We start from the raw sequence: 12,143 nt of genomic DNA on the forward strand, positions 1-12,143 counted from the left end.
TACCGTATCGGCATGGCAGCCACCACCCACACAGTGTCCAACCAGGTACCGCCGCTGGTCGGCTACGACGTCTTCGCCGCCGACCTCGCGCTCGCCGAGGCGGTGCAACGTCACATGCCGCCCGAGCTCCTCGCCGAGGCCCGGGGCGAGCTCGGCGAGCTGGGCAGATCCGCGGGCTCCGCGCAGGTACAGGCGTGGGGGGCGCAGGCGAACGAGAATCCGCCGGTGCTGCGTTCCCACGACCGGTACGGAAATCGCATCGACGAGGTGGAGTTCCATCCGGCCTGGCACCGGCTGCTGGGTCATGCGGTCACCGCGGGTCTGACCGACGCCTGGGGCAGGCCGGGCGGTCATGTGCGTCGGGCGGCCGGGTTCCTGGTGTGGACGCAGGCCGAGGCGGGGCAGGGCTGCCCGCTGTCGATGACGCACGCGGCGGTGCCCGCGCTGCGGACCGATCCGGCGCTGGCCGCCGTTTGGGAGCCGCTGCTGACCTCGACGGTGTACGAGCAGGGGCTGCGGCCCGCGGCGCAGAAGGCCGGTGTGCTCTTCGGGATGGGCATGACGGAGAAGCAGGGCGGAACGGACGTGCGGTCCAATACGACGCGGGCCGAGCCGCTGGCGGCGGAGGGCGAGTATCTGCTCACCGGGCACAAGTGGTTCTGTTCGGCACCGATGTCCGACGGCTTCCTGGTGCTGGCGCAGGCGCCTGCCGGCCTGACGTGCTTCCTGCTGCCCCGGGTGCTGCCCGACGGCACGCGCAACACGTTTGCGATCCAGCGGCTGAAGGACAAACTGGGCAACCGCTCCAATGCGTCGAGCGAGGTCGAGTTCGACGGGACGTGGGCGCGCCGGGTCGGCGACGAGGGGCGCGGGGTGCGCACCATCATCGAAATGGTGGCGGCGACCCGGCTGGACTGTGTGGTCGGTTCGGCGGCGCTGATGCGGCAGGCGGTGGCGCAGGCGATCCACCACTGCACGTACCGCAGCGTGTTCGGCGGGGTGCTGATCGAGAAGCCGCTGATGCGCAATGTGTTGGCCGATCTGGCGCTGGAGTCGGAGGCCGCGACGGTGGTGGCGCTTCGGCTGGCGGCGGCGTACGACGCAGATACGGAGAGCGAGCGGGCCTTCCTTCGGATTGCGGTGCCGACGGCGAAGTACTGGGTGACGAAGCGGTGCACGCCGATGGTGGGTGAGGCGCTGGAGTGTCTCGGCGGCAACGGTTACGTCGAGGAGTCCGGGATGCCGCGGCTGCTGCGCGAGGCGCCGCTCAACTCGATCTGGGAGGGCTCCGGGAACGTACAGGCGCTGGATGTGCTGCGGGCGTTGCAGCGCGAGCCGCTGGCGCTGAACGCGTTCCTCCAGGAGGTCGGCAGGGCGCGCGGTGCAGATCACCGGCTGGACGGGGCGATCAAGGACATGCTGACCGAGCTCGCCGATCTGAACGGGATCGAGGCACGGGCCCGCCGACTGGTCGAGCGGATGGCTCTGGTGCTGCAGGGTTCGCTACTGGTGCGCTGGTCGCCGCCAGAGGTCGCCGACGCGTTCTGTGCATCACGGCTGGGCGGGGACTGGGGCACGGCGTTCGGGACGCTGCCGCACAGCCTCGATCTGGCATCGGTCGTGGAACGGGCGCGGCCCGTCGAGCGTTAGGTGTCGTGTTTCGCGAGCAGAGTGGTCCGCCCGCAGGGCGGGGCAAGTGCGTCCGGTCCGCTGTCCGAGCCGCGGGACCGGCTTGGGCCCCGGCCGCGCGGCATGATTCCCTGGCAGCCATGAGCAACCCCGCGCGCACTGCTGCCCCCACCGCCGAGGTGACCATCTGGTCCCTGGAACAGACCTCCCCCAACGATCTGCGTCCCGCCGCGGTCCCGGAGGGCGACGTGCGGATCGTGCGGTCCGAGGTCCCGCTGCCCGAGTTCAGCCGGTTCCTGTACACGGCGGTCGGCGGCGACATCCAGTGGACGGACCGGCTCACGATGACGTACGCGCAGTGGCAGGAGGTCCTGGACCGACCCGGGGCGGAGACCTGGGTGGCGTACGAGAACGGCACCCCGGCCGGATATATCGAGCTGGACCCGCAGGACGACGGCGTGGTCGAGATCATGTACTTCGGGCTGATACCAGCCTTCCGGGGGCGCCGGATAGGCGGCCACCTGCTCTCGCACGGCGTCGCCCGCGCCTGGGACCTGGCGGAACGCTGGCCGGAGCGGACGCCGACGAAGCGGGTGTGGCTGCACACCTGCTCGAACGACGGACCGCACGCCATGGACAACTATCTGCGGCGCGGCTTCAAGCTCTTCGACACGAAGGTGGAGCTGGAGCCCGAGGTCGCGACGCCGGGGCCGTGGCCGGGGGCGGCGCGGTAGCGCGCGGACAGCGGCTTCCGGCGACAGGCAGGGAGAACGCAGCGATTACGGACGGCCCGGGCGGGTCGAGTGACGGGCAGCACACTATCTCGCATGACAGGACAGCTTCGTCCACATCATGGATAGCGGTGGACTGGTCCGAGATTCGCATGACACGCTTCCCTCATGTATGGAACTGGGACTGCCTTGGTGAGTCGACGCCACGTCGATCTCGGCCGCGTGTCCAGCGCCATCTGTCCGGTGAGCTGAGGTTCCCAGCACCACCGCGATTCCCCCCTTTTTCTCTGCAATCCCTGCCGTCTCTGCAATCCCTGCGCACCATCGCGCCTCAGCGCGAGTGTGCAGCTCAGAGCCGCCCTCCTGCAGTCCCGAAGGACGTACTGTCATGGCCGCTACCCCGGAACAGCCTGCGACCACCACGCCCCGCCGCAAGGCCGGACGCCACCGTGGCGAAGGTCAGTGGGCCGTGGGGCACCACACTCCGCTCAACGGCAACGAGCAGTTCAAGAAAGACGACGACGGTCTCAATGTGCGGACACGCATTGAGACGATCTACTCCAAGCGCGGTTTCGACTCGATCGACCCCGACGACCTCCGTGGACGCATGCGCTGGTGGGGCCTCTACACCCAGCGCAGGCCCGGGATCGACGGCGGCAGGACCGCTGTCCTGGAGCCGGAGGAGCTGGACGACAAGCACTTCATGCTGCGGGTCCGCATCGACGGCGGCCGCCTGACCACCGAGCAGCTGCGGGTCATCGGCGAGATCTCGCAGGAGTACGCACGCGGCACCGCGGACCTCACCGACCGGCAGAACGTCCAGTACCACTGGATCCGGATCGAGGACGTACCGGCGATCTGGGAGAAGCTGGAGGCCGTCGGGCTCTCCACCGCCGAGGCCTGCGGCGACTGCCCCCGCGTGATCATCGGCTCCCCCGTGGCAGGCATCGCCGCCGACGAGATCATCGACGGGACCCCGGCGGTCGACGAGATCCACGACCGCTACATCGGCAACCAGGAATTCTCCAACCTGCCGCGCAAGTTCAAGACCGCGATCTCCGGCTCGCCGGTGCAGGACGTGGTGCACGAGATCAACGACATCGCGTTCGTCGGCGTGGTCCACCCCGAGCACGGTCCGGGTTTCGACGTCTGGGTCGGTGGCGGACTCTCGACCAACCCGCGGCTCGCCGAGCGGCTGGGCGCCTGGGTGCCGCTCGACCAGGTTCCGGACGTCTGGGCCGGAGTCGTCGGCGTCTTCCGTGACTACGGATACCGGCGGCTGCGCACCCGCGCCCGCCTGAAGTTCCTGATGGCCGACTGGGGCCCTGCCAAGTTCCGTCAGGTGCTGGAGGACGAGTACCTGAAGCATCCTCTGATCGACGGGCCCGCCCCCGCGCAGCCCAGTAGCCGCTGGCGCGACCACGTGGGTGTGCACCAGCAGCAGGACGGCCGTTTCTACATCGGTTTCGCACCCAGGGTCGGCCGCGTGGACGGCTCCACCCTGGCCAAGATCGCCGGCCTTGCGGCCGCGCACGGCTCGGACCGGCTGCGCACCACCGTCGAGCAGAAGATGCTGATCCTCGACGTCGAGCAGGACCAGGTGGACTCCCTGGTCGCAGGACTGGAGGCACTCGACTTCCAGGTGAAGCCGTCGCCGTTCCGGCGTGGCACGATGGCCTGCACCGGCATCGAGTTCTGCAAGCTGGCGATCGTCGAGACGAAGGCGCGCGGTGCCTCGCTGATCGACGAACTGGAGCGCCGCCTGCCGGACTTCGACGAGCCGCTCACCATCAACATCAACGGCTGCCCCAACGCCTGCGCCCGCATCCAGACCGCGGACATCGGTCTCAAGGGCCAGCTCGTCCTGGACGCCGACGGCAAGCAGGTCGAGGGCTATCAGGTGCACCTGGGCGGCGCGCTGGGGCTGGAAGCCGGATTCGGCCGCAAGGTCCGTGGCCTGAAGGTCACTTCGGCCGAGCTGCCGGACTATGTCGAGCGGGTGCTGAGCCGGTTCCAGGAGCAGCGTGAGGACGGCGAGCGGTTCGCGACATGGGCGGCACGGGCAAGTACGGAGTCGCTGTCATGAGCGAGCGCGCCGCTCCGTTCTACTGCCCGTACTGCGGCGACGAGGACCTGCGCCCGCACGAGACCGGGCACGGGGCCTGGGAATGTGCCTCCTGCAACCGCGCGTTCCAGCTGAAGTTCCTGGGCCTGCTGAGCCGGGGACTGCAGCACAACGATGTTGAACGGGGCGGGATATGACGGACGCCCTGCAAGGAGAACGCGCGGCGGAGGAACTGAAGGAGCTGGCCGAGCGCGCCGGCCGGGAGCTGGAGGACGCATCCGCGCCGGAGATCCTCCAGTGGGCCGCCGACACCTTCGGCAGGAAGTTCTGCGTCAGTTCGTCCATGGAGGACGCGGTCGTGGCGCACCTCGCCTCGCGCGTCCTTCCGGGTGTGGACGTGGTCTTCCTCGACACCGGCTACCACTTTCCCGAGACGCTCGGCACCCGAGACGCGGTCGAGGCCGTGATGGACGTAACCGTCATCACGCTGACCCCGCGCCAGTCCGTAGCCGGACAGGACGCCGAGTACGGCCCGAAGCTGCACGACCGCGACCCCGACCTGTGCTGCAAGCTGCGGAAGGTCGAGCCCCTCGAGGAGGGCCTGATGCCGTACACGGCCTGGGCCACCGGGCTGCGCCGCGACGAGTCCCCGACCCGGGCGAACACCCCGGTGGTCGGCTGGGACGAGAAGCGGCAGAAGGTGAAGATCTCGCCGATCGCCCGCTGGACACAGCACGACGTCGACGCGTACGTCGCGGAGCACGGGGTCCTCACCAACCCGCTGCTGACGGACGGCTACACCTCCGTGGGCTGCGCGCCCTGCACCCGCCGGGTGCTGGAGGGCGAGGACGCGCGCGCCGGCCGGTGGGCCGGACGGGGCAAGACCGAGTGCGGGCTGCACGGCTGATGACGACGATCAGGAGATTTCGATGAGCGTGACGGAGACGGGAGCCACCGTCTGGCTGACCGGTCTGCCGAGCGCCGGCAAGACCACCATCGCGTACGAACTCGCCGGGCGGCTGCGCGGCGAGGGCCACCGCGTGGAGGTGCTCGACGGCGACGAGATCCGGGAGTTCCTCTCCGCGGGCCTCGGCTTCTCCCGCCAGGACCGCCACACCAACGTCCAGCGGATCGGCTTCGTCGCCGAACTGCTGGCGGCCAACGGCGTGAAGGTGCTGGTCCCCGTCATCGCCCCGTACGCGGACAGCCGGGACGCGGTACGCGAGCGGCACCGGGCCGAGGGCACCGCGTATCTGGAGGTGCATGTCGCGGCTCCGGTCGAGGTGTGCTCCGTACGCGATGTGAAGGGCCTCTACGCCAAGCAGGCAGCCGGCGAGATCAGCGGGCTCACCGGGGTCGACGACCCGTACGAGGCGCCAAAATCGCCGGATCTGCGGATCGAGTCGCACCGCCAGACCGTGCAGGAGTCCGCGGCGGAGCTGTATGCGCTGCTGAGCGAGAGGGGTGCGGCGTGACGACCGTCGCGGCTGTGTCGGAAGGCACCGACAATCCGTACGCACTCAGCCACCTGGACGCCTTGGAGTCCGAGGCCGTACACATCTTCCGTGAGGTGGCGGGCGAGTTCGAGCGGCCGCTGATCCTGTTCTCCGGCGGCAAGGACTCCATCGTGATGCTGCATCTGGCGCTCAAGGCGTTCACGCCCGCGCCGGTGCCGTTCACTTTGCTGCACGTGGACACCGGGCACAACTTCCCCGAGGTGCTGGAGTACCGCGACCGGACGGTGGCCCGGCACGGACTGCGGCTCCATGTCGCTTCCGTACAGGAGTACATCGACGCCGGGAAGCTCCGCGAGCGCCCGGACGGCACCCGTAACCCGCTGCAGACCTTGCCACTGACCGAGACGATCCAGCAGCACCGCTTCGACGCCGTGCTCGGCGGTGGGCGCCGTGACGAGGAGAAGGCGCGCGCCAAGGAGCGGGTCTTCTCGCTGCGCGACGAATTCTCCCAGTGGGATCCCCGCCGCCAACGCCCCGAGCTGTGGCAGCTGTACAACGGTCGGCACGCCCCCGGTGAGCACGTCCGCGTCTTCCCGATCTCCAACTGGACGGAGCTGGACGTCTGGCAGTACATCGCCCGTGAGGGCATCGAGCTTCCGGAGATCTACTTCGCCCATGACCGCGAGGTCTTCAACCGCTCCGGCATGTGGCTGACCGCGGGCGTCTGGGGCGGCCCCAAGGAGGGCGAGCGGGTCGAGACCCGGCAGGTGCGCTACCGCACGGTCGGCGACATGTCGTGCACCGGCGCCGTCGACTCGGATGCGACGACGCTGAACGCCGTGATCGCCGAGATCGCCGCTTCCCGGCTCACCGAGCGGGGCGCGACGCGTGCCGACGACAAGTTGTCCGAGGCCGCGATGGAAGACCGTAAACGCGAGGGATACTTCTAAATGACCGCCACAAGCGAGCAGTTGTCGACCACCACCCTGCTGCGGTTCGCCACCGCAGGATCCGTCGACGACGGCAAGTCCACCCTCGTGGGACGTCTTCTGCACGACTCCAAGTCGGTCCTCACCGACCAGCTGGAGGCCGTTGAGCACGCCTCGCGCAGCCGGGGCCAGGAGGCGCCCGACCTGGCGCTGCTGACCGACGGGCTGCGGGCCGAGCGCGAGCAGGGCATCACCATCGATGTCGCCTACCGCTACTTCGCGACGCCGCGCCGCCGGTTCATCCTGGCCGACACCCCGGGGCATGTGCAGTACACCCGGAACATGGTGACGGGCGCCTCGACGGCCGAGCTGGCGCTCGTCCTGGTCGACGCCCGCAACGGTGTCGTCGAGCAGACCCGCCGCCATGCCGCGGTCGCCGCGCTGCTGCGGGTGCCGCACGTGGTGCTGGCCGTCAACAAGATGGACCTGGTCGACTACGCGGAGCCGGTGTTCGCTGCCATCGCCGAGGAGTTCACCGCGTACGCCGCATCCCTCGGCATCCCGGAGATCAGTGCGATCCCGATCTCCGCGCTGGCCGGTGACAATGTCGTGGAGCCGTCCTCGCACATGGACTGGTACGGCGGCCGCACCGTCCTGGAGCACCTGGAGACGGTGCCGGTCAGCCATGACCGCACCGCCTGCCACGCCCGCTTCCCCGTCCAGTACGTCATCCGGCCGCAAACGGCCGCGCACCCGGACTACCGGGGCTACGCGGGCCAGATCGCGGCCGGTGCCTTCCGTGTCGGCGATTCCGTCACCGTCCTGCCCTCGGGACGTACGTCGACGGTCACCGCGATCGACGCGCTCGGCGAGAGCGCGGACATCGCCTGGGCACCCCAGTCGGTGACCATCCGGCTGGCCGACGACATCGACATCTCGCGCGGCGACCTCATCGCACCGGCCGACGACGCACCGGCGGTCACCCAGGACGTAGAGGCGACTGTCTGCCATGTCGCCGACCAGCCGCTCACCGTGGGCCAGCGGGTGCTGCTCAAGCACACCACCCGCACGGTCAAGGCGATCGTCAAGGACATCCCCTCGCGCCTCACACTGGACGACCTCTCCCAGCACCCGGCACCCGGCCGGCTCATCACCAACGACATCGGCCGGGTCGTCGTCCGCACCGCCGAACCACTGGCGCTCGACGCGTACGCGGACTGCCGGAGCACCGGCTCCTTCCTCCTGATCGACCCGGCGGACGGCACCACGCTGACAGCCGGCATGGCTGGTGCCCCGTTTGCCGCCCTGACCGAGCCCGAGGCCGCGGCCGACAACGACGCCGAATGGGACTTCTGATGAGCATCGATATCTGCTCCACGTTCGCAAAGGAGGGCGGCCGCGTAGGCAGCAGCGGCGCCCTCGGCAGCGGCCAGGGCGGGGTCGCACGATGTTGCGCGATGACGTACGCGCGCTGCCTTCGCGCCCGCTTGCACCAACCGCACCGCTGGTTCAGACGAAGACCTGCCGACTTCCCGGCCGCTCCCCCGTAGTTTCCAAGGAAAACGCGAGCACCGGGCCAACGAGAGGAAGACCTCCCGTGCCTGTCCCCCGTACCACGCTCCGCCGCAGCCTCGCCGCTGCCACCGCCCTGCCGCTGCTCGCCGTCGCACTCACCGCCTGCGGCTACGGCTCCGAGGCGAAGGACGACGAATCCAAGAAGCCGGACGTCGCCACCGACGCGAAGAAGCTCTCCACGGACACCGTGCGGATCGGCTACTTCCCCAACCTCACGCACGCCACCGCGCTGGTCGGCGACCAGGAGGGGATCTTCCAGAAGGAACTGGGCGGCACCCGGCTGAAGACCTCGCAATTCAACGCCGGCCCCTCAGAGATCGAGGCGCTGAACGCCACATCGATCGACATCGGCTTCATCGGCCCGTCGCCCTCCATCAACGGCTTCGCCAAGTCCGAGGGCAAGAGTCTGCGGATCATCGGCGGTTCGGCATCCGGCGGGGTGAAGCTGGTCGTCGACCCGAAGAAAATCAAGAGCCTGGACGACCTCAAGGGCAAGAAGATCGCCACCCCGCAACTCGGCAACACGCAGGACGTGGCCTTCCTCAACTGGATCTCCGAGAAAGGTTGGAAGGTCGACGCCCAGACCGGCAAGGGCGACGTCTCCGTAGTCCGTACGGACAACAAGGTGACCCCGGACGCCTACAAGTCCGGTTCCATCGACGGCGCCTGGATCCCCGAGCCCACGGCGTCCGAGCTGGTCGCCGAGGGTGCCAAGGAACTGCTCGACGAGTCGACACTGTGGCCGGACAACAAGTTCGTGATCACGAACATCATCGTGTCGCAGCAGTTCCTCAGTGAGCACCCGGACGTCGTCGAGGCGGTACTGCGCGGCTCGGTGAAGACCAACGCATGGATCAACGCCAACCCGGACAAGGCGAAGGCTTCCGCCAACGCCGCCCTCGAGAAGCTGACCGGCAAGGCGCTGCCCGCCGAAATCATCGACCCGGCGTGGAAGTCGATCCAGATCACCGATGACCCGCTGGCCACCACGCTGGATGCGGAGGCCGAGCACGCGGTGAAGGCCGGTCTGCTGGAGAAGCCGGACCTGACGGGCATCTACGACCTGAAACCGCTGAACAAGGTCCTGAAGGCCGCGGGCAGACCCGAGGTCGCCGACGCCGGTCTCGGCGTCAAGTAAACGCCCGAACCCGAACCCCGAACCCGAAGCCGAATCCAGGATTCCCAGGAGGTGACGACCATGACGACCACCCTCACCAAGGCCGACGACCGTACAGCGGTCGGGCACGCCGCCCGTATCGCACATGTCTCCAAGTCCTTCGGCGGACCGGAGGGGCAGCAGCTGGTCCTGGACGACATCACGCTCGATGTCTCGCCGGGCGAGTTCGTAACCCTGCTGGGAGCCTCCGGGTGCGGAAAGTCGACGCTGCTCAATCTGGTGGCCGGACTCGACCGACCGACCGCGGGGTTTGTCGAGACCCCCGGCGGGCGGCCGGCCCTCATGTTCCAGGAACACGCCCTGTTCCCGTGGCTGACCGCGGGCAAGAACATCGAACTCGCGCTGCGGCTGCGCGGCGTACCCAGGTCGGAGCGCCGCACGGAAGCGGAGCGGCTGCTGGAACTCGTGCGGCTGGGCGGGGCGTACAAGAAGCGTGTGCATGAACTCTCGGGCGGCATGCGGCAGCGGGTGGCAATGGCCCGGGCTCTCGCCCAGGACAGTCAACTTCTGTTGATGGACGAGCCGTTCGCCGCGCTCGACGCCATCACCCGGGATGTGCTGCACAACGAGCTGACCCGGATCTGGCGCGAGACGAACGTCTCGGTCCTCTTCGTGACACACAATGTGCGCGAAGCGGTGCGGCTGGCCGAGCGGGTCGTCCTGCTGTCGTCCCGCCCCGGCCGGATCGCCCGCGAGTGGACGGTCGGCATGGAGCAGCCGCGCCGTATCGAGGACACCGCGGTCGCTGAGCTGTCCGTCGAGATCACCGAACAACTGCGTGGGGAGATCCGCCGTCATGGCCGGCACTGACGCGAAGCCCCACGACCTGGCCGGTCTGGAAGCCGGGCTCGACGCGCTGGACGCCGTGCAGGTGCGCCGCACCCCCGTGCGCAAGGTGCTGGTCAGCAAGGTGCTGCCGCCGGTCCTCGCGGTGACGCTGGTGATCACCGTCTGGCAGCTGCTCGTCGAGGCCCAGGCCACCGACGACTACAAGCTGCCCGCACCGGCCGCGGTGTGGAACAGCGCGGTCGGCATGTGGCTGCAGGGGACGCTCCTGGATGTCGTCTGGACCAGCATCTCGCGCGGTCTGCTCGGCTTCCTGATGGCGGTGGCCATCGGTACGCCGCTGGGTCTGCTGGTCGCCCGGGTGAAGTTCGTACGGGCCGCGGTCGGCCCGGTCCTGACCGGGCTGCAGTCCCTGCCGTCGGTCGCCTGGGTGGCGCCGGCCGTGATCTGGCTCGGGCTGAACGACAAGATGATGTACGCCGTGATCCTGCTGGGCGCCGTCCCCTCGGTCGCCAGCGGACTGGTCTCCGGCGTCGACCAGGTGCCGCCGCTGTTCCTCAGGGCGGGCCGTACGCTCGGGGCGACCGGGCTGCGCGGGACCTGGCACATCGTGCTGCCGGCCGCGTTGCCCGGCTATCTGGCCGGTCTCAAGCAAGGCTGGGCGTTCTCCTGGCGCTCGCTGATGGCCGCCGAGATCATCGCATCCTCCCCCGATCTCGGCCTGGGACTCGGTCAGTTGTTGGAGAACGGCCGCAACAACGCGGACATGCCCGGCATCTTCCTCGCCATCATCCTGATTCTGTCCGTCGGCGTCGCGATCGACCTGCTGATCTTCAGCCCGCTGGAGCGGTGGGTGCTGCGCAGCCGCGGTCTCCTTGTCAAGAACTGAGCACGCCATGTCCGCCCCGGTCCTCCTCGTCATCGCCCATGGCAGCCGCGACCCGCGGCACGCGGCGACCGTGCACGCGCTCACCGCACGGGCCCGGTCGCTGCGACCGGGGCTGCGCGTGGAGACCGGATTCCTGGATTTCAACGCCCCTGCCGTCACAGGGGTGTTGGAGCGCCTGGAGGCGGAAGGGACGAAAGATGTCATCGCGCTTCCCCTGCTCCTCACCCGGGCCTTCCACGCGAAGTCCGACATCCCCGCGGTGCTGCACGAGGCCCGGACCCGGCAGCCCCGGCTCCGCATCCGTCAGGGCGAGGTGCTCGGCCCGTCACCCCTGCTGAACTCGGCACTGGAACGGCGACTGCGCGAGGCCGGGGTCCGCCCCGGTGACCGGGGATCGACCGGTCTCGTGCTGGCCTCGGCGGGTTCCACCAACCCGGAGGCGATCGCAGTGATCGCTGAAATCGCGCGGGAGCTGCGGCACACCGGTTGGTGCGCCGTGCGGCCTGCGTTCGCCTCCGCATCACTCCCCCGTACCGAGGACGCGGTGCGGGCCCTGCGGGCCGAGGGGGTGCGACGGGTGGCGGTGGCCCCGTACGTCATCGCGCCCGGCCGCCTGCCGGACCGTATCGCCGCAGGCGCGGCCGGGGCGGACGTACTTGCCCATGTACTGGGCGCGTCACCGGAGTTGGCGCGGCTGCTGCTGACCCGGTACGACGAGGCCCGCGTCCCGGCGGCCCGGACCGCCGCGCTCAGTGCGTGACGCGGCAGCATCAGCGGGAGGTGAGTTCGGCCATGATCGTGGCGGGGTGGCGACGAGGCCCTTGGTGACGGAAGTACGGGACAGCGCGTCGCGTGGGCGAGCTCTTCGCACCGTGCGGCCGCCGCGCCCCGTGGGGGAGGGCGCG

At 69.4% G+C, this 12,143-nt stretch carries 13 protein-coding genes; all 13 read left to right on the forward strand.

What is annotated here, in order from left to right; genetic code table 11:
* The first annotated feature begins 12 nt into the window (after positions 1-12).
* A complete protein-coding gene (locus tag ABT115_RS12720; protein WP_351787645.1) occupies positions 13-1,650 on the forward strand; it encodes an acyl-CoA dehydrogenase family protein in 1,638 nt (545 codons plus the stop codon).
* 119 nt (positions 1,651-1,769) lie between these two features.
* Positions 1,770-2,363 carry a GNAT family N-acetyltransferase gene (locus ABT115_RS12725; protein ID WP_351787648.1) on the forward strand — a complete coding sequence of 198 codons (594 nt, stop codon included), beginning with the start codon at positions 1,770-1,772 and terminating at the stop codon, positions 2,361-2,363.
* A 165-nt stretch (positions 2,364-2,528) separates the two neighbouring features.
* Complete coding sequence (locus ABT115_RS12730; RefSeq protein ID WP_351787859.1) at positions 2,529-2,612, forward strand: putative leader peptide; 84 nt, start codon at positions 2,529-2,531, stop codon at positions 2,610-2,612.
* Between the two features lie 136 nt (positions 2,613-2,748).
* Positions 2,749-4,446 carry a nitrite/sulfite reductase gene (locus ABT115_RS12735; protein WP_351787651.1) on the forward strand — a complete coding sequence of 566 codons (1,698 nt, stop codon included), beginning with the start codon at positions 2,749-2,751 and terminating at the stop codon, positions 4,444-4,446.
* On the forward strand, positions 4,443-4,622 hold the full coding sequence (locus tag ABT115_RS12740) for a hypothetical protein (protein ID WP_351787653.1): 180 nt from the start codon (positions 4,443-4,445) through the stop codon (positions 4,620-4,622). The genes ABT115_RS12735 and ABT115_RS12740 overlap by 4 nt, the downstream gene beginning before the upstream one ends.
* Positions 4,619-5,332 carry a phosphoadenylyl-sulfate reductase gene (locus ABT115_RS12745; RefSeq protein ID WP_351787656.1) on the forward strand — a complete coding sequence of 238 codons (714 nt, stop codon included), beginning with the start codon at positions 4,619-4,621 and terminating at the stop codon, positions 5,330-5,332. Before ABT115_RS12740 ends, ABT115_RS12745 begins: the two co-directional genes overlap by 4 nt.
* Positions 5,333-5,354: 22 nt before the next feature.
* On the forward strand, positions 5,355-5,900 hold the full coding sequence (cysC, locus tag ABT115_RS12750) for an adenylyl-sulfate kinase (RefSeq protein WP_351787659.1): 546 nt from the start codon (positions 5,355-5,357) through the stop codon (positions 5,898-5,900).
* Positions 5,897-6,832, forward strand: a complete 936-nt coding sequence (gene cysD, locus ABT115_RS12755; RefSeq protein WP_351787661.1) for a sulfate adenylyltransferase subunit CysD — start codon at positions 5,897-5,899, stop codon at positions 6,830-6,832. The genes cysC and cysD overlap by 4 nt, the downstream gene beginning before the upstream one ends.
* Positions 6,833-8,167, forward strand: a complete 1,335-nt coding sequence (locus ABT115_RS12760; protein WP_351787664.1) for a sulfate adenylyltransferase subunit 1 — start codon at positions 6,833-6,835, stop codon at positions 8,165-8,167. It abuts the gene before it with no gap.
* Positions 8,168-8,408: 241 nt separating this feature from the next.
* Complete coding sequence (locus ABT115_RS12765) at positions 8,409-9,524, forward strand: aliphatic sulfonate ABC transporter substrate-binding protein (protein WP_351787667.1); 1,116 nt, start codon at positions 8,409-8,411, stop codon at positions 9,522-9,524.
* A gap of 60 nt (positions 9,525-9,584) precedes the next feature.
* The gene (locus ABT115_RS12770) at positions 9,585-10,373 is read left to right on the forward strand and encodes an ABC transporter ATP-binding protein (protein WP_351787670.1); all 789 of its coding nucleotides are present in this window, start codon (positions 9,585-9,587) and stop codon (positions 10,371-10,373) included.
* Positions 10,360-11,238: an ABC transporter permease gene (locus ABT115_RS12775; RefSeq protein WP_351787673.1), complete on the forward strand. Its 879-nt coding sequence runs from the start codon at positions 10,360-10,362 to the stop codon at positions 11,236-11,238. The genes ABT115_RS12770 and ABT115_RS12775 overlap by 14 nt, the downstream gene beginning before the upstream one ends.
* 7 nt (positions 11,239-11,245) lie before the next feature.
* Entirely contained in the window at positions 11,246-11,998 is a 753-nt protein-coding gene (locus tag ABT115_RS12780; RefSeq protein ID WP_351787675.1) for a sirohydrochlorin chelatase, read from the forward strand.
* Positions 11,999-12,143 lie beyond the last annotated feature (145 nt).

It is taken from the genome of Streptomyces sp. NPDC001832 (genome assembly GCF_040297265.1).
Classification (GTDB): domain Bacteria; phylum Actinomycetota; class Actinomycetes; order Streptomycetales; family Streptomycetaceae; genus Streptomyces.

Coding starts and splice junctions, on each gene's coding strand:
- ABT115_RS12760 (WP_351787664.1), top strand. CDS start 6,833: ATGACCGCCACAAGCGAGCAGTTGTCGACCACCACCCTGCTGCGGTTC.
- ABT115_RS12740 (WP_351787653.1), top strand. CDS start 4,443: ATGAGCGAGCGCGCCGCTCCGTTCTACTGCCCGTACTGCGGCGACGAG.
- ABT115_RS12770 (WP_351787670.1), top strand. CDS start 9,585: ATGACGACCACCCTCACCAAGGCCGACGACCGTACAGCGGTCGGGCAC.
- ABT115_RS12775 (WP_351787673.1), top strand. CDS start 10,360: ATGGCCGGCACTGACGCGAAGCCCCACGACCTGGCCGGTCTGGAAGCC.
- ABT115_RS12720 (WP_351787645.1), top strand. CDS start 13: ATGGCAGCCACCACCCACACAGTGTCCAACCAGGTACCGCCGCTGGTC.
- ABT115_RS12735 (WP_351787651.1), top strand. CDS start 2,749: ATGGCCGCTACCCCGGAACAGCCTGCGACCACCACGCCCCGCCGCAAG.
- ABT115_RS12745 (WP_351787656.1), top strand. CDS start 4,619: ATGACGGACGCCCTGCAAGGAGAACGCGCGGCGGAGGAACTGAAGGAG.
- ABT115_RS12725 (WP_351787648.1), top strand. CDS start 1,770: ATGAGCAACCCCGCGCGCACTGCTGCCCCCACCGCCGAGGTGACCATC.
- ABT115_RS12730 (WP_351787859.1), top strand. CDS start 2,529: ATGTATGGAACTGGGACTGCCTTGGTGAGTCGACGCCACGTCGATCTC.
- cysC (WP_351787659.1), top strand. CDS start 5,355: ATGAGCGTGACGGAGACGGGAGCCACCGTCTGGCTGACCGGTCTGCCG.
- ABT115_RS12780 (WP_351787675.1), top strand. CDS start 11,246: ATGTCCGCCCCGGTCCTCCTCGTCATCGCCCATGGCAGCCGCGACCCG.